At 66.5% G+C, this 16,928-nt stretch carries 17 protein-coding genes; 8 read left to right on the plus strand and 9 right to left on the minus strand.

The features are described from left to right. Positions 1-70: 70 nt before the first annotated feature. Complete coding sequence (locus VUN84_15565; protein ID XAS63692.1) at positions 71-820, plus strand: GAF and ANTAR domain-containing protein; 750 nt, start codon at positions 71-73, stop codon at positions 818-820. Positions 821-837: 17 nt separating this feature from the next. Here the strand turns inward: VUN84_15565 and VUN84_15570 are convergent, their stop codons facing one another. The 6 genes from VUN84_15570 to VUN84_15595 all read right to left on the minus strand — a co-directional run bounded on the left by VUN84_15570 (position 838) and on the right by VUN84_15595 (position 4,284). Beyond that, entirely contained in the window at positions 838-1,512 is a 675-nt protein-coding gene (locus VUN84_15570) for an alpha/beta hydrolase (GenBank protein XAS63693.1), read from the minus strand. After that, a complete protein-coding gene (locus VUN84_15575) occupies positions 1,509-2,309 on the minus strand; it encodes an alpha/beta hydrolase (protein XAS63694.1) in 801 nt (266 codons plus the stop codon). Before VUN84_15575 ends, VUN84_15570 begins: the two co-directional genes overlap by 4 nt. 75 nt (positions 2,310-2,384) lie before the next feature. Next, entirely contained in the window at positions 2,385-2,594 is a 210-nt protein-coding gene (locus tag VUN84_15580) for a hypothetical protein (protein ID XAS63695.1), read from the minus strand. Positions 2,595-2,724: 130 nt separating this feature from the next. After that, a complete protein-coding gene (locus VUN84_15585; GenBank protein XAS63696.1) occupies positions 2,725-3,081 on the minus strand; it encodes a cytoplasmic protein in 357 nt (118 codons plus the stop codon). A 70-nt stretch (positions 3,082-3,151) separates the two neighbouring features. Further along, positions 3,152-3,583 (minus strand): VOC family protein, encoded by a 432-nt coding sequence (locus VUN84_15590; protein ID XAS63697.1) that lies wholly within the window; start codon positions 3,581-3,583, stop codon positions 3,152-3,154. Between the two features lie 134 nt (positions 3,584-3,717). After that, complete coding sequence (locus tag VUN84_15595) at positions 3,718-4,284, minus strand: type 1 glutamine amidotransferase domain-containing protein (protein ID XAS63698.1); 567 nt, start codon at positions 4,282-4,284, stop codon at positions 3,718-3,720. 227 nt (positions 4,285-4,511) lie between these two features. Between VUN84_15595 and VUN84_15600 the strand changes: the two genes are divergently transcribed. Together VUN84_15600 and VUN84_15605 are read left to right on the plus strand one after the other, a co-directional pair. Further along, positions 4,512-4,763: a DUF2630 family protein gene (locus tag VUN84_15600; GenBank protein ID XAS63699.1), complete on the plus strand. Its 252-nt coding sequence runs from the start codon at positions 4,512-4,514 to the stop codon at positions 4,761-4,763. A 99-nt stretch (positions 4,764-4,862) separates the two neighbouring features. After that, positions 4,863-5,615, plus strand: a complete 753-nt coding sequence (locus tag VUN84_15605; protein XAS63700.1) for a GAF and ANTAR domain-containing protein — start codon at positions 4,863-4,865, stop codon at positions 5,613-5,615. A gap of 18 nt (positions 5,616-5,633) precedes the next feature. On the opposite strand, the gene VUN84_15610 is transcribed toward VUN84_15605, so the two are convergent. After that, entirely contained in the window at positions 5,634-6,407 is a 774-nt protein-coding gene (locus VUN84_15610; protein XAS63701.1) for a GAF and ANTAR domain-containing protein, read from the minus strand. Positions 6,408-6,617: 210 nt separating this feature from the next. Between VUN84_15610 and VUN84_15615 the strand changes: the two genes are divergently transcribed. The 5 genes from VUN84_15615 (at position 6,618) to VUN84_15635 (ending at position 13,096) form a co-directional block, all read left to right on the plus strand. After that, positions 6,618-6,935, plus strand: coding sequence for a DUF6221 family protein (locus VUN84_15615; GenBank protein ID XAS63702.1), 318 nt, complete (start codon positions 6,618-6,620; stop codon positions 6,933-6,935). A 207-nt stretch (positions 6,936-7,142) separates the two neighbouring features. Continuing rightward, positions 7,143-8,477: a S8 family serine peptidase gene (locus tag VUN84_15620; GenBank protein XAS63703.1), complete on the plus strand. Its 1,335-nt coding sequence runs from the start codon at positions 7,143-7,145 to the stop codon at positions 8,475-8,477. A 50-nt stretch (positions 8,478-8,527) separates the two neighbouring features. Beyond that, positions 8,528-10,399 carry a Na+/H+ antiporter gene (locus VUN84_15625; GenBank protein XAS63704.1) on the plus strand — a complete coding sequence of 624 codons (1,872 nt, stop codon included), beginning with the start codon at positions 8,528-8,530 and terminating at the stop codon, positions 10,397-10,399. An 82-nt stretch (positions 10,400-10,481) separates the two neighbouring features. Continuing rightward, positions 10,482-11,648: a glycosyltransferase family 4 protein gene (locus VUN84_15630; protein XAS63705.1), complete on the plus strand. Its 1,167-nt coding sequence runs from the start codon at positions 10,482-10,484 to the stop codon at positions 11,646-11,648. Further along, on the plus strand, positions 11,645-13,096 hold the full coding sequence (locus VUN84_15635) for a lipopolysaccharide biosynthesis protein (GenBank protein XAS63706.1): 1,452 nt from the start codon (positions 11,645-11,647) through the stop codon (positions 13,094-13,096). Before VUN84_15630 ends, VUN84_15635 begins: the two co-directional genes overlap by 4 nt. A 58-nt stretch (positions 13,097-13,154) precedes the next feature. Here the strand turns inward: VUN84_15635 and VUN84_15640 are convergent, their stop codons facing one another. Both VUN84_15640 and VUN84_15645 read right to left on the minus strand, forming a co-directional pair. After that, a complete protein-coding gene (locus VUN84_15640; GenBank protein XAS63707.1) occupies positions 13,155-15,005 on the minus strand; it encodes a hypothetical protein in 1,851 nt (616 codons plus the stop codon). A 234-nt stretch (positions 15,006-15,239) separates the two neighbouring features. Continuing rightward, the gene (locus VUN84_15645; GenBank protein XAS63708.1) at positions 15,240-16,928 is read right to left on the minus strand and encodes a long-chain-fatty-acid--CoA ligase; all 1,689 of its coding nucleotides are present in this window, start codon (positions 16,926-16,928) and stop codon (positions 15,240-15,242) included.

The raw sequence follows: 16,928 nt of genomic DNA on the forward strand, positions 1-16,928 counted from the left end.
CTGCCGTTCCGGTCTGTGGAAGGCCGCCCATCCGGATCGTCTTAACCTGAGCGAAACGGCACGTGAGACAGTGGTTAGTGAATCAACCGCACCTTCCATAGACACAGCTTCCACAAACCAGCACCTGCACGAACTGGTGCTCAACAGCTCCGACGTCGAGGATTTCCTCCGCGAATTGGCACGGGTTTCCGCCCGCAGCCTCTCCGAGCCCGGCGATGAAATCCTCTGCGGCATCACGCTCTTCCGGCACCGGAAGGGCGCGACGGTGGCCAGCAGCAGCGCAGCTGCCCAGGCCATGGACGAAATCCAGTACACCTATGGCGACGGCCCGTGCGTAACAGCGTCCCGGGAACAGGAGACCGTCCACATCCGCGATCTGAGGGATTGCGGCCGCTGGCCGCTGTATGCCGACACGGTCCGCGGCCACGGCGTCCGTTCGATACTGGCGCTGCCGTTCCTGCTGGACGATGACACGCGGGCGGCCCTCAACCTGTACTCACACCGGGCCGGCCGGTTCGATGGCAGGGCGATGGACCTGGCCCGGGATTTCGTGAGCCAGGCCTCCCTGGCCTTACGTCTGGCGGTGCGTTTTGCGCACCTAAGTGACACGGCGGCGAACCTCAAAGCGACGCTGGAGACACGAACCGTTATTGACGTGGCGGTCGGCATCATTATGGCCCAAAACCGCTGCAGCCAGGCCGAGGCCTTCCAACTCCTCAAGGCCGCTTCCAGCGCGCGGAACATCAAGGTGCATTTGGTAGCGGCAGGGGTGGTCGAATCGCTCGGCAAGGGGCCGGCGAGGACACACTTCGACGCCTAGGTCCGGGACCATCGCCGCTACGGCGCGGCAGCGATGTCCAAAATGGTCCGGATCGTGTCCTCATGGGCCAGGATCCGGAAATGCCCGGCAGTGTCCAGCTGGATATTCCGGGCGCCGGGGAGCACGCTGCCCTCGGGGATGTGCGGGTCAAAAACTCCATAGACCGAGGTGATGCGCTCATTGACGCGTTCCTCCCGCGAGAGTTGCATGGTCACGGCATTCCGGGGGGAGAATGCCCGGAGGCTTGGCAGCAGCATGAAAGAGGCGTAGCGGGAGCCGGAGAACGGCGAGCACACCGCCACCATGCGGGTGATCCGGTGCTCCGGGTCCATCTGCATCATCACGAACTTGCCGATCAGGCCGCCCTTACTGTGCGCCACGATCACCGCGTTGGAAAGTTCGCGGTCCCGGATGTAGGCGGCAATCAGGTCCGCGGCCTTCGGAACGGCAAGCCGGTTCCGATGCAACAGGCCCAGCACATGCACGGGGTGCCCTGCCTGGTGGAGCCGCTTGACCAACGGCAGCATGAAGCGCCAGTCCTCGTAGACTCCCGGAATCACCACCACCGGCCGCCCGGTTCCGCTGAGGAAATCATCGGGCCTGGTCCGGGACACGGCGCTCAGAAGCTGGCGCCCAGCAGCGTAGATGTAGTCCTGAAGCCACCAGCGCCCGGTTTGCAGCACGCTTGTCACGCGCGGCCCACCCGGGGGGCATCCTCCGCTGCCTGGCTGATGCCGGCGAAGTCCAGGATGGCTTCTGCCACTTCCTGCGAACGGTTGTGCTGCACCACGTGACCGGTGCCCTTGACTTCGATGAGCTGGCCCGTGGCCGCGCGTCCGGCTAGCCGCCTGCACCAGTCCACGGAGGCCACGGGATCGTTGGCTCCCCGGATTACGAGGACCGGTGCTGTGACACCCGTGATCCGCTCTTCGGTGGGGTAGCCCATCATGACCCGCAGGGTTTTTATATACCAGGTGGGGCCGCAGCGGAAGTAGTCGGTCAGAACCAGGCGGTTCGAGGACGGGCTTTCGAAGAACAGGCTGTCCCGCCCGAGGGCCAGGGCCTGCTGCGCAACGGTCCGGCGCTTGGCATCGACGACGGGCCCCATGAGGACCAATTGGGTAATACGCTCGGGTTGCTGCAGGGCGGCGTCGATTGCGAACTGGCTCCCCATGGAGTGTCCGACGAGCGCGAATCTCAAGACGCCGAGCTGTTCCAGGGCCCCGAGGATGTAGGTGGCTTGGTCCGGCACGGAGAGGGTGTGGTCCGGCCGCGGGGTGGAGCCGAAGCCGGGCAAGTCGATGGAGTAGGTATCCGCCGAGTCCGCCAGCACCCTGTGGAGCCTGCTGAGGTAACGATGCGAGACGCCAATCCCGTGGACCAGCACGATGGCCGGGCGTGGTGCATCTCCCGCGGCAGGTCCTTTGGAGACGAACACATGGCCCAGATGCCCTGCGACCTCGATCTCAAGTCGCTCGGGCCTGCTCATGGTGGCTCATTTCTGTTCGGCTTATAGGGGCTGCGCGACTGTCAGCGCCTAATAAGCATACTGACAGTTGATCTGTCAGTCGTGCCGTTCATCCCGCTCGCTGAATTCCTCATCGAGTTCGTAGTGTCGGAACTCGGTCTCGGGGTTCGGTTCGCCGTCTGCCACATATTCGTAATCCAGCTGCCGCTGGACCTGGCTGTCCAGGACCTGCAATTCCTTGTCGTCCACCTCGTTGAGATCTTCAGGGAACTCGTCCTCCGGCGTGAGGTGAAGCTTTTCAGTCATGACGTGCCTCTCTGGGGCGGACTCGAGTGCCCGAGCGGGTGCTGCATCCGGGCCGCTCCAAGGATATCCGGGCCGGCGAAGGAGGGGAATACGGCGGGCCGCCGGTGGGGGCTGGCAGCCGGAACTCCGCTCAGCTGGTTGACGGACCCAGCACCGCCCGGTCGCCAGCTCCAGCTCCGGCTCCAGCTCCAGGCTCCTTGAGTTCGACGAACATGGTGTGCGTTTCCGAGTCACCAATATTCTCACCGGAATGCTCCTGGGCGTTAAGCCAGCGGGCCGCCCCGGCCGGGATGTCGACGTCGACAGCGTCCCCATGGCCGGACAGGCGGCGGCGGAAAGACGTCAGAGTGATCATGACGCTGTCCGGGTGGGCGTGCTCGACGGTCTTGTCCCCGGGCCGGTCACGGTATTCAAGCACGCGCACGCGCTCGTTCTCGAAAACCACCCGGTACAAGCCGGGATTCGACACCACCGGATCCTGGTCCATGGTGGGAGCATACTCCCGTCCCCGGCCGCCGGCCAGAGGCGTGGGCCGGGGACCGGGAACGGGCGGCAGCTCAGCCCGCGCCGCCCTCCTGACCCGGTTCGGAGCCGACGTTGACAAGCCAGTCGGTGCCGAACTTGTCGGAGCACATCCCGAAGACATCTCCCCAGGGAGACTTCTCCATGGGTACCGTCACCTTTCCGCCGTCGGCCAGCTTGTCGAAATAGCCGCGGAGCTCGGCTTCGTCGGTGCCGCTGAGGGAGACCGAGATGCTGCTGCCGGGTGTGTAGGCCATGCCGTTCGGCGTATCCGCGCCCATCAGCACCATCCCATGACTGGTGGTCAGCATGGCGTGCATAATCTTGTCCTGCTCGGTGGCGTCTTCACTGGCGTGGTAGTCGCCGAAAGTGCTCATGTTCAGCTCGCCGCCGAACACCGACTGGTAGAAGCTCATGGCTTCTTTGGCGGTGTCGCGGAAACTCAGGTAGGGGTTGAGTGTGGTCATCGCCTGGACTCCTTGCAGGTGGGTGCCAGCCGGAATGCCGTGGTACGGCGGGGCTATGCACGTTACGGGGGTATCCTGCCCCAAATCCTCCGAGCGGGGTAGGTGCCGCGGGACGCACTGCCGGGCTGCGGCAGTCAGGCCGTTTGTCCGGCGTGTTCGCCCTCTTCGATTTCTTCAAGCAGTTTGTCATTGAAGGCCGTGAGGTCAGCAGGGGTTCTGCTGGTCACGAGGCCCTGGTCCACGACGACTTCCTCGTCGCTCCAAGTGGCACCGGCGTTTTTCAGATCGGTCTGGAGCGTGTGGTAGGAGGTGACGTTCCGGCCATTAATCACACCGGCGTCGATCAGCAGCCAGGGGCCGTGGCAAATGGAAGCGACCGGCTTGTGCTGTTCGAAGAAGGCGCGGGCGAATGCCTGGGCATCCTTGTCGGCCCTGAGGTGGTCGGCGTTGACAACACCGCCGGGGATCACCAGAGCGTGGAAGTCAGCAGCGTTGGCTTCGGCGGCGGTCAGGTCGACGTCGAACTCCTGGCCTTTCTCCGTGCCGTCATAGCCTTGCAGCTTCCCGCTTTTGGGGGCCACCAGGGTGGGCTCTCCGCCGGCTTTTTTCACTGCGTCCCAGGGGCTGGTGAGCTCTACCTGTTCCACGCCGTCCGTGAGCAGGAAGGCGACTTTTTTACCGGCAATATTGTGCTCTGACATGGTTCCTCCTTGAGTATCCGGACGGATCAGGCGGCGGTCGCGCCGGCCGGATCCTTCACCGGAGAGATTGAAGTCCTACCGGAGTCCACTCTAGAAAGCAACAAACTAATAAGCAAGCTGATTATACCGCCGGCGTCTGGTCCTGCCGCCAACGACAGGTCCTCTGGCCAGCGGATCGTTGCGTCGCTACTCTGGCGGGAAGACTGCAACCCAAGAAGAAGGCCGACATGGACGAACAACACCTATTGGAACGGATTTCGGCGCTGGTAGAGGAAGAGCAAGTTCTCCGCGAAAAGGCACCCTCTGCCTCCCCGGACTATGAACACGGCCCGGAGCACGCCAGGTTGAAGCGCATTGAGGAGGATCTGGACCAGTGCTGGGACCTCCTGCGGCAGCGCAGAGCCAAGCGGCAGTACGGGGAAAACCCGGACGACGCGCAGCCGCGCCCTGTCGAGCAAGTGGAAGACTACGAGTCATAGCATCAGGGCCTATGCTGGTGGCGGACCGCCGGTTGAGGCGTCCCGGCTCAGCAGGGGGCATCCGCAGGGCGATTGCCCCCGCACGGCATGAGGCTAAAAGTGCTCAACCAGCCATTCAATCCCCTTCCGATCGATGAACTGACGGCTGTTCTTGCGCGGATCAAAGGGCTCCTGCTCACCGAGGACAAGGTGGGCCGCGCCCTCGAACTTCTCGTCAGGGCGGTCAAGGACGTCATCCCCGGATCCACCGGGGCAGGCGTATCCGTGTTCGACGCGCTGGGGCAGGGACGCACTACGGCGGCCACGGGACGTTTCGGGGAGCAGGCGGACGCCGCCCAACACCGTCTGGGCCAGGGGCCAAGCCTGGATGCGTGGACAACGCATAAAACCGTCATGGTGCACGACGCCGCCGCTGACGCCCGGTGGCCGCTCTGGAGCCAGACGGCGGTCTCCCTTCCGGTCCGCTCTGCTGTGAGCACACCGCTGTCCGCTGCAGGCGGCACCATCGGTACCCTGACCCTCTATGCCGCCCTGCCGGCTGCTTATACGGCCAACACCGGGCATCTGCTGGAGAGTTTTGCCGTTCCCGCCGCCACGTTGCTGGCCCACATCCAGGGACCGGAAACGCCCCGGCGCCTGAGCGACCCGCTCAAAGCGGCACTGGAGGGCCGGGACAACACCAACCGCGCGTGCGGGATCCTCATGGAACGCTGCGGTCTGTCAGCCGAGGAAGCCTTCCGGGAGTTACTGCACCGCGCCCGGACCAGCGGTGAACCGATATCGCGGGTGTGCTCGACGCTGATCACGGACCAGCACCCGGGCGCCAGCATCGCGGAAAATCACCCGGCCTGACGCTTTGGCGTCGGGGAGTCAGTGCCTCTTGGTCATTTCCCCGCTGACAGTCAGTCGTTCCGCGACGTCGCGGAGCTTGATGTTCAGCTCCGAACTGGCCCTTGAGAGGAGCAGGAAGGCCTGCTGTGCCGTGATCTTGTAGCGCTCCATCAGGATTCCTTTCCCCTGTCCGATCAGGTCCCGGCTATCCAGGGCAAGGGTCAGTTGGCCTATCTGTTGGCTGTCAGCCACGGCGACGGCGGCGTGCGCGGCCAGCGAGGCCCCGATCCGCTCCGAATCGGCGTCGAAGACGTCCACGTCGTTCCCGAAAAGGTTCAGGGCTCCGAGGTGGTCACTGTCCACGAAGAGCGGGAAGGACAGCATGCTCCGCGCTCCGAGCATGAACGCTTGCCGCGAGAACTCCGGCCAGCGCGCATCCGTGCTGAGGTCGGGAGCGCTGACAATCCGCTTATCATAGGCTGCATCCAGGCACGGCCCCTGACTGGTTTCGCTTTGCAGGGCGTCCACCCGGCGCGGCAAATCGCTGGAAGCGGCACGCGAGTCAATCATCCGGCGTCCCGCGATCAGGCTGACCGAGGCCTCGGCAGCATGCGGCACAAGCTCCAGCGCGGCGTGCACGATTCCGGCCAACGTGGAGTCGAGGTCGTCCTCCTGCTGGAGCTCGCGCGCGATATCACCAAGCCGGGTGGCGAGTGCCTCGGCGCCGATCGGGTCAATGTCCTGCAGCCCCGGCGCCCGCTCACCGGTTTCCTCCGAATGTGGCACCGTCATGGCGCGCCCCTCGTGACTCATCGATTCAGGATCCTTCTCCTTCGAAATATACCCCCGAGGCCGGCACCGGGCACCGGGCCCGAGGCAAAAATTTAGCGGCAAGGACACCGCATAGGCACCAAGGGCCGTACCGCCATGCCGGTCCCGAAGACGCGGCACATCTGGCGGCGCACTGACCGCCAGTGATGCCCTCTCCGGTTGGCTGGTGCGGGCGGCGCGTAGGCTCACGGTGTGGACATTGTCGAATTCCTGTCCGAGCGGATCAGCGAGGACGAGGCCGCGGCCCGGGCCCTCCTCGGCGACCGGACTGTCTCGAAATCCGGAGCCTGGTACGAACAGCGGCTGCTGCTGGAGTGCGAGGCAAAGCGGCGCCTGATCAGCATCGTGGAATCCGCCCGCCAGGCGGCCCTCGCCACCCTGGTCAGCGATGCCGGCCAGGACGCCGGCTGGATCCCGCAATCCCTTGAATGGATGGAGCACTCGCTCCACACCTTGGCCCTGCCCTATTTCGACCACCCGGACTTCGAACAGGACTGGCTGAGGGCCTAGGGGCATAAGTCCGTGTGCAATGCGCACTCACGGGCCTAAGCTATGACCGGGGGCACTCGTTAGCGTAGACGCTTGAGGGAGGCCACTATGTCCAGCCACGTCCGACATCCAGGATCGTACCGACGACGGGCGATCGCAGTAGCGTGCCCGCCGCAGAATCCCGGCAACTCGGCTTCACCGTCCGCGGCGCCGTTGCGGAGGTTGCGGATGCGGTCCTTGGCAGGCGGCCTTGCAGCGCTGGCCCTCGCTGTGGCCGGGGTCCTCTCCGCAGCAGTTCCCTCCTCCGCGTCCGAGCAGGAACAAAGCTACATTGTGGTGCTGAAGGACAGTGTGGCGGACGCCGGAGCCGCGGCTGCGGCCCAGCAGGACAGTTACGGTCTGAGCGTTTCCACGGTCTACCGCAGTGCAGTGAACGGTTACGCAGCCACCATGGCCCCCTCCGCGGCGGCCCGCCTCGCGGCCGACCCGGGCGTTGACTTCGTCACCGCAGCCCGGGAATTCCAGCAGCCCACGGACCCGTTACCCAGCACCCAGGCGGCACCGGACTGGTGGCAGAGAATGGGCGGCACCCCTGGTGACCGGACACACCATGGAGCGGACAACGCTGTGGACGTCAACGTGGCAGTGATCGACAGCGGCATTGACGCAACCCACCCGGACCTTAACGTGCGCGGCGGCATCGACTGCTCCACCGGATCGCCGGCTAAAGTGACCCCGACGGACAAAGTCGGACACGGAACCTTCGTGGCCGGCGTAATCGGTGCGAAAGACAACCACCAGGGCGTGATCGGCGCAGCACCGGGAACGCCGCTGTGGTCCGTGCGCGTCGTAAACGACAACGAGATGATCACGGAAGAGATGCTCATTTGCGCCATCGACTGGGTAACGTCGACCCGCAAAGACGCGGACCCGGACAATGACATTGAGGTAGCCAACATCAGCATCGGCGGACGCGGCGCAGACACCCCTGACTGCGGTAAAGGCACGGATCCGATGCATTACGCCATCTGCCGTTCGGTCAAGGCCGGCGTCGCCTACGTCGTAGCCGCCGGAAATTCCGGGGAGGACATCGCCAACATCGTTCCCGCCACCTACGACGAGGTGCTTACGGCCACGGCGATGGCAGACTTCGATGGCAAGCGGGGCGGCCTCGCGTCCCCGGTCTGCGGGGCGGAGGACTGGTCCACTGTCGGCCAACTGGACGACCAGCCGGCCTTCTTCTCCAACTTCGCCAGCCGGTCCAAGGACGAGGCCCACACGATCGCGGGCCCCGGGTTCTGCGTGGCCTCCACGTCCCCGGAGCCGGCGGGTTATGCAGTGGGTCACGGAACCAGTTTTGCGAGCCCCGCCGTCGCCGGCTCACTGGCGTTGTGCATCAGTGACGGTGAGTGCGAGGGCTCGGGCAAAGCACTGATGTCCCAATTTCTCGACCTCACCGCCGCCTACAACGGCCAGCACCGGAGCTTCGGTTTCGACGGCGATCCGTTCCGCCCGATCGACGGGAAGTACTACGGGTATCTGGCGCAGATCGCGGCGTACTGACCCGGCAGGCCGCCGGTCGGACTTTTCGCCACGCCTGACACAATAGCCCCATGGAAGTCGCTCTGGGATTGCTTGCACTCACCTCAGTAATCTGCGCGGGCAGCGCGTTGGGCCGGAAGATCAACGTCTCCGTGCCCCTGGTGCTGGTCCTGGCAGGCGTCATCGGGTCGTACCTGCCGTTCGTCCCTGACATTGAGTTGAACCCCGAACTCGTCCTGGTGGGATTGCTGCCGCCCCTGCTCTATGCCGCGGCGCTGCGGACGTCGCTGTTCGATTTCGGCTCGAACCGGCGCGACATCGGGCTGCTATCGGTCGGCTACGTGATCTTTGGCACGATCGCCGTTGGTCTGGTCGTCTGGTGGCTGTTCCCCGAGATACCGCTCGCCGCAGCGATCGCTCTGGGCGCCGTGGTGGCGCCGCCGGACGCCGTCGCGGCGACCGCCATCGCACGGAAAGTGGGCATGCCCCGCCGGGTCGTCACCATCCTCGAAGGCGAATCCCTGGTCAACGATGCAACCGCCCTGGTCTGCCTCCGGGCGGCCATCGCCGCCATCGCCGGAACCGTTTCGGTTGCCGGGCTGGCCGGCGGGTTTCTCCTCGCCGCCGGGGGCGGGCTCGCGGTGGGCCTGGCCGCGGCCGCCGCGCTGACACAACTGCGCAAACGGATCCGGAACGTCGCGATCAACACGTCCATCTCGTTGATGGCACCCTTTATCGCGTATCTCCCGGCGGAGGCGATCCATGCCTCCGGGGTACTCGCCGTCGTCGTCACCGGTCTGGTGATGGGCACCAAGGCTCCTTCCATGCCGAACGGGGCTGCGCGGTTGAGCCAGCGCAGCAACTGGCACACGGTGCAGTTCCTGCTGGAGAACGCTGTCTTTCTGCTGATCGGGCTCCAGGTCAGCACCATCATCCAGGGCGTTCAGGGCGATTCACTGGGTGCGCCCCGGATCTGGGCCGGCTGCGCCGTTATCCTGCTGGCCGTGCTCCTGCTCCGGCCGGTCTGGGTTTTTCCTGCAACGTACCTGCCCCGGCTCATTCCGGCCGTCCGCAAGAAGGAGCCCGCCCCGCCGTGGCAATATGCCGCGATTGTGTCCTGGGCGGGCATGCGCGGCGTCGTTACCCTCGCGGCGGTGCTGGTGCTGCCGGCGGATCTGGAGCACCGTTCCGTGTTGGTGCTGGCGGCGATGGTGGTGGTGGGCGGAACTCTGGCGCTGCAGGGCTTTACCTTGCCCTCACTGGTCCGGCTGCTGCGCGTCCAGGGCCCCGACCAGCGGGAGGACGCCCTCAATCAGGCGTCCCTGATGCAGCTGGCCACGGCGGCCGGGGTGGAACGGCTGCATGAACTCCGGACCGAGGCCGATCCGCCCGAGGTCATGGCGATGCTTAAACGCCGGGCCCAGGAGCGCGGGTTGGCGGCGTGGGAGCGCCTGGGCAGGCCCTCGGCCGAGGCGGCAACACCGAGTCAACGCTACGCCCAGCTGCGTCTTGCGATGCTGGACGCTGAACGGACCAAGGTGCTGGAATTGCGCCGCGGAGGCGGGTACCCGCATGAGGTTCTCAGCTCGGTCCTGGAACGGCTGGACGTGGAGGAATCGATGCTGGACGCGGCGGTGGAGGACCTGGACCTGTCCAGCGGCGGCGGCGAGGGGCTCGCGCAGCCGGGTGGGGTGTGCCCGCACCTGGAAACCGCGCCGGATCCCGTGGTGGCTGCAGATGCGTTGTGCGCGGACTGTGTCCGGGAAGGCACGACGCCGGTCCACCTCCGGATGTGTTTGGCCTGCGGCACCGTGGGGTGCTGTGATTCGTCGGCCGGCACCCATGCCTCCAAGCATTTCGCCGCCACGGGCCATCCCGTTATGCGGAGCATCGAACCGGGCGAGAACTGGCGCTGGTGCTACGTGGACGACCTGCTGGGCTGACTCCAGGGGGCTCAGGCCCGCGGACCGAAACAGGCCGCCGAAAGCCCGGCCCCGCGCCCGCGCGGTCCAGTACACTCGTGCAATGAAGCTTCTGTACATTACAGAAAGTGTGCCCAACCGGGACCCCGTCTTCGGTGACGGCAGCTCGATGATCCCCTATGAGATCCTGCGGAATTTGCCGGCTGAGGTGGACGTGACTCTGCTGACGTTTGCGGGTCCGGTCGAACTTCCGGACGAGGTGCGACGCCGCTGCGCGGAGGTGCACGTCCTGACCCCCCGGAGCCGCCGGTCGGCCCTGGCGCTGTCGGTCGGGGGCCTGAACGGCGTGGGAAAGTATGAGCGTTCCACGGCGGAGGCCCTCGCGGCGGCGGCGGCGCTGTCCGCGCAGTGCGACGCCACCTTGATCCACGGTCCGCACGCGCTCGTCCTCGCCCGCCAGGTGCAGGGACCGCTGGTCCTGCAGACGGTGGATCCCTGGTCGATCCGGGCAGGGATGGACACCGCCATCGCCGGGCGGCTCCGGCTTGCGTACAAAGCGCGGGAGCGCCAGGCGCTGCAGGCCGAGCGCCGTCTCCCCGGCCGGGCGCGCCTCCTCACGGTGGGAGCCCAGGACGCCGTCGCATGGTCCCGCCGTCTGGCGCGGCCCGTGCGGAGCATCCCGAACGGAGCCGAGCAGGCCCTCCGTCCTGCCGTCAAGGGATCCGGGCCCGTGGTCTGCTTTGTCGGCAGCTTGAACTACGGACCCAACATCGACAGCGCCAAAGTCCTCGTCGGCACCATCGCTCCCCTGGTGTGGGAGAAGGTCCCGGACGCGAGGTTCGTCCTCGCCGGCCGCCGGCCGGAACCTGAGGTTCTCTCCCTGGCGGGCCCCCGGGTGGAGGTCCTGGCGAACGTGCCGTCGGTGCTGGAGGTCTTCCAGTCCGCTGATGTGGCAGCGTTTCCTGACGAACACGGGGTGGGCATCCGGAACTCCGTCCGTGAAGCTCTGGCTTCCGGGCTCCCCGTTGTCGCCACCCCCGTCGCCGCCCGCGAGCAGGACCCCCACCCCTTGCTGACCATCGAAGAGGACTCCGCGCGCTTTGCCGACCACGTCATCAACCGGCTGACGGGGCCGCGGCCGGAAGACACAGAGCGGACCGCCGGCGAGGTCCGGACCTGGCAGGTGTGCACCCAGGAATACCTGGACGAGCTGCGCAACGCAATTCGCTCCGGCAACGCCGGCCTTCCCCTCGGAAGTTCACCGGCATGACGTACGCGCCCGGGGAACTGGCCCGGACCGGCGTCCGCGGCGCCGTGTGGCAGGGGCTGGCCTTCGCCGGCGGTCGAATAATCGTCCTGGTCACCACCATCGTGCTGGCGCGGCTGTTGTCGCCCGAGGAGTACGGCCTGGTGGCCTTGGCCCTCGTGCTCATGGGCTACGCGGAGACGATCGCCGACGCCGGTGTGGCCCAGGCGCTGGTGTACCTGCCCCGTACCGGTGTCATTGCGAGGTCCGCGTTGCTCATTTCCGCGGTGCTGGGCTTCCTTTTGGGGCTGGGCGCGTTCCTCCTCGCGCCGCTGGTGGCGGAGATCTTCAGCCTTCCCGGAGTGCAGCCCCTGGTGCAGGTTCTTGGCATTTCGGTGCTGGCGACATCGCTCGGCGCCGTTCCCGAAGCCCTGCTGCGGCGCGATTTGCAATTCCGGAAGCTCACGGCGGCCCCCGTCATTCGTGCCGCGACGATGGGGACGGTCACCCTCAGCCTGGCCTTCACGGGCCACGGGGCCTGGTCGCTGGCCGTGGGAACGGCTGCAGGGTCGGTGGCGTACGCGGCGACGTGCTGGTTCCTGGTGGGCAGAGCGGCGCCCTGGCAAATCTGGCGTGTTCGCAAAGATGCCCTCCAAGCCAATCTGAAATACGGGGCACCGGTCGCCGGCAGCAGCATGCTTGCCCGGTTGATCTTCGACATCGACTATCTGATCATTGGCTTGCTTCTGGGGGCGCACGCCCTGGGCTACTACACCCTGGCATTCCGCCTCCCCGAGGCACTGATCCTCAATGTCTTCTTTGTGCTCTCAACTGTCCTGTTTCCCTTGTACGCCAAGGTCCGCAGCGAGCCGGAACGGCTCCGCTCCGGCTATCTGACCAGCGTTCGGATCCAGTCCCTGTACGGGGTCACCACGGGTGTGGGGCTGGCGGTGGTGGCTCCAGTGCTGGTGCCGCTGGTCTTCGGGGAGAAGTGGCTGGACGCTGTGCTGCCACTCGTTTTCCTTGCCCTTTATGCCGCGGCCCGCTCCCTGGGCGCGGGCGCCAACGACGTCTACAAGGCAATCGGCAGGCCGAGCCTCTCCATCTGGGTCTCGCTCGTCCGTCTCGTCATTCTCCTCCCGGTCCTGCTGTGGGCCACCCAGTGGGGCATCGTGGGCGTGGCCTGCGCCCAGTTCGTGGTGGCGGTGCTGTTTGCCTGCGGCATGCAGCTCGTGGCCGCCCGGGTGATCGAGCTGCGCACCGGCGAGTTGCTCCGAGCGATGGCTCCCGGCCTGGTTTGCGGGGTGGCCGTGGCAGTGGTTGGGCTGGGTGTCCTGGCGGCGCCGGTCCCGGGCGAAGTGCTGACCCTGGCCCTGGTGGTGCCCAGCGCCGTCGCGGTCGTCTACGCGATTCTCCGCTTCGGTTTCCGGCCCCTCCATGACGAGCTGGTGCAGCTGATCCGACGCCGGTGAGCAGGCGTGCCGCCGGACCGGCCCCCGCCGCCGGCACCGCCTAAACCTGTGGACCTGCTCAGGTCCCGGGCCGGCGGCCCGTCACGGTTCCCTCCGGGACGGCTGCGTCGAACAGCCGCACCATCAAGGCGAGCCGTGCCATAACAGCCTTTGCCAGCCCGAAGCGGACTCCCTTGTGCAGCGACAGCGTGTCCAGGACCGCGGTGCCCGATGCGGTCGGCACCAGCCGGCCCGGGCTGTCCAGGGTGGTCGCGTGCCAGTGAACACTGACGTCATCGAAGCCGCGCCGCTTAAACGTCCGCTTCCATCCAGCCAGGGTGCGCGGACCGGAACGCCGCAGGAACGAGCGTTTAACCTGGGCGCACATCCACCCCCCGGGTTCTACCGCCGCCGCTGCATCGGCAAAGAGCTGCAGGTCAGGCTCCCGGAGAAGTACCACGTCGAACGCATCAGCCGCTATGCCCACCCCGCCCAGCGGAATGCGCACAGCGTCGGGGTCCAGCAGATGAAGCGCTGCCAGTAGATCCGGGCCCACCGCGCCGCCGTAGCCCACATTGCGGGGTTGCAGCACCGGCACCAGGAACCGCCAATCGAGCAGCCGCCACAAGTGCAGCGAAAGGGAGGCAGCATCCTCCGGGAGTTCCCCGGCGGTTCCCGGGCACATACTGCCCCATACCGTCCGGGTTGCCTGGGCCTGGACCACATGCGGGGGCTGGGCGGCGTCAAGGATGCAAGATCCGGGCAGCCGGTCCGCGAGCTGGAGGTAGGACTGCCGCCAGCCCTCCAGAATCTCCGCCGTGTGCTCTCCTTTGCGGGAGAACATCACCTCGCCCGGGACGTCCAGGACCAGAAGGAGGTCAGGGGCAGCTGCCAGCCGCACAGCAAGCGAATCGGACACACTGGACTTTGTTTTGCCGGGCGCGACGCTGGGCAGCAGCGCGTCGTAGGCCACCCGGTCCATCAGGACCACCCGGCCCCGGGCGCGGTGGTACCGTGCGGCCGTCCCGCCCTTGAGGACCCGGTACATCTTTTTCGCGGTCCGTCCGCCGGGCACCCGGTGGAGCCAGCCGTCCCAGGGGCCCGCGCCCCACAGTCCCATGTACACGTAGGCCGTGGGAATGGGAAACTCCCGCCGCAGGCCGTTCAGCAAGGTGGTCTTGCCGGCGCCGTCGGGGGCCATCACGCCCACCATCAGCCCCGGGCCGCGGAGCCTCGGGCTGAGCTGGCGCAGCGCCCGGTTCCGCAGGGCAAGCCCGTGGGTGCGCAGCGGCCCCCCGGCAGTCCAGCCGGACCGCAGCCCGGCGGCCAAGCCTGGCGCCCCGCCGAACCTGCCGGAGCGGACCAGGTCCACTATTTGGGCAGAGGTGCCTGCTCCGCTGCGACCATCGACGTAGCGGGCGATAACGTCCCCGGGGGTCACGACGGCGGCGGCGGACCGGGCGGTTTCCTGGCGTTGCGGCTGAATGCTGCCCTTGTCCAGCAAGAGATGCAGCAGTTGCAGCCACGCCTGGTCGGCCGGGGCGGGCAGCCACAAGCCACCCTTCCGGATGCGGCGCTCCAGGCAACCAGGCGCCAACGGGGTTTGCCACTGCTGGAACGGCCCGAAGGAAATCTCCGTAACGAAGTCCAGTTTCAGCCACAGTTCACCGGACTCCGAATAACCGAAGTAGAAGCGGTGGCTTCCGTGCCCGGTGGCGTGCACCCGGCACAACCCGATTCCGTTCATCACCCGGTCCAGATCCGGCAGCAGATCCGGGGCGACAAGGATGTCCACGTCACCGGAGGGCCGGAGGAGATCGTCTTCACCGCGCAGCAGCACCCAGGGCACGCCCGTTGCCTCCAGTGCCTGGAAGGCTTTGGCGACCGTCGGGTGGACCGCCGAAAGGGTGGCGAGCGGGTCCGCGGTCATGCCCGCCGCCGTCGGGCGTGCCGTGGCAGTGCCGGAGCGGCGCTCCGGAGTGGATGAACCATGGGGTGAGACCTCCTGGGCCAGGGTTTCCAGTCACGGAACAGCCGTCCCAACTGTGTACTGAAGCCTACGATCCGCACCAACGGGTGTCACTAGTAGCGGCTTCTGGACCGGTGCCCGGGTGCTACTTGGGCCGTCTGTTCCATCCCACCCGCGCCTACTCGCTCTGCCTTCTCAAAGTGTGGGCAGCACCTGCTCCCGGACCTGCTTGCGAAGGATTTTGCCCAACATTGAACGGGGAAGGTCCGGGATGGCAACGATACGCTTGGGCACCTTATAGCCGGCCAGGTGCTCCCGGCAGTGCCCGCGGAGGCCGTCCTCGTCCAGTGTGCTGCCCGGCTCAAGTTCGACGGCGGCGACCACCATCTCGCCTCCCCGCTCCAGTGGCCGGCCGACAACGGCAGCGTCCTTGACGTCCGGGTGCAGGCGCAGCACCGCCTCCACTTCGGTGGGTGCGACGTTGAAGCCGCCGGTAATGATGAGCTCCTTGGCCCGGTCGACGATCGTGGTGAAGCCGTCCGCGTCCACGGTCACGACGTCCCCGGTCCGCAGCCAGCCGTCCGCGGTAAGGGTCTTCGCTGATTCTTCCGGGTTGTTCCAGTAGCCCTGGAACACCTGCGGTCCTTTCAGCAGCAGCTCCCCCGGCTGCCCCGGCGTTACCTCGACCGTGGGATCGTCCAGGCTGACGACCTTCATGAGGGTCGACGGGAATGGTACGCCGATAGTGCCGTTGCGGCGGGTGGGATGGAAGGGGTTGCCCAGCGCCACGGGAGAGGACTCGGTCATTCCGTAGCCTTCCACCAGCAGCCCGCCGGAGACTGACTCCCACAGTTCCACCACGTGGTCCGGCAGGTTCATGGCCCCGGAGATGCAGAATTTGCAGGACCGGAGTGAGATGCCTGCCTCCTTCGCAGCCATGGCGGTGCGCTCGTAAATCGGCGGGACCGCGCAGTAAACCGTGGCAGGGGACTTCCTCATGGCCGCCAGGATCAGATCCGGTTCGAACTTGGGGAACAAAACCAGCAGACCCTGCTTGCGGATGCCGTAGGTCAAATAAAGCGTCATGCCGAAGGCGTGGAACATCGGCAGGATCGCGTAGAAAACCTCCTTGCGGTACTCCGCTCCGTGCATCCAGGCTTCGCCCTGAAGGGCGTTGGAGTGCAGGTTGAAGTGGGTGAGCATCGCGCCTTTTGGCCGGCCGGTGGTTCCCGAGGTGTACTGGATCGCAGCAAGGTCGTTGACCGAGGGGCGGGGGTGGTCCGGGCTTATCCGGCCGTGGCGGAGGAGTTCCTTCCACGGTGTGGTCCCCGGTGCCGGGCCGGTCAGCGCTGCGCGGGACTCCCGCAGTTTCTTGATGGGCAGGTTCAGGGCGAGGCGCTTGACGGCGGGGAACGCCTCAAGCAGGTTAACCGAGACCACGTGGTCAATTTCGATGTCGGACGGGAAATCCCGGACGGCGGCAGCAGCTTTGTCCCAAACGATGACGACGCGGGCCTGGTGGTCTTCGAACTGGTGCCGGAGTTCGCGCGAGGTGTACAGCGGGTTGTGTTCGACGACCACCGCGCCCAGACGCAGCACGGCGTAGAACGCGATGACATGCTGCGGGCAGTTCGGCAGGATCAGGGCCACCCGGTCGCCGGCGCGGACCCCGAGCCGGCGCAGTCCCTCGGCCGCCCGGTCCACCTGTTCCCCGAGTTCGGTATAGCTGGTTCGGCGGCCAAAAAACTCCAGCGCGGGCGCGGTGCCGGCCTCCGCAACGGACCGCTCCAGCATCACGGCAAGGGACTCCGTGGGCAGTTCGATATCGGCCGGGACACCCGGCTGGTAGTTCTTCACCCAGGGCTGCTGGTCTGTGTGCTCCAT

The sequence above is a fragment of the Micrococcaceae bacterium Sec5.8 genome (assembly GCA_039636775.1).
GTDB lineage: Bacteria > Actinomycetota > Actinomycetes > Actinomycetales > Micrococcaceae > Arthrobacter.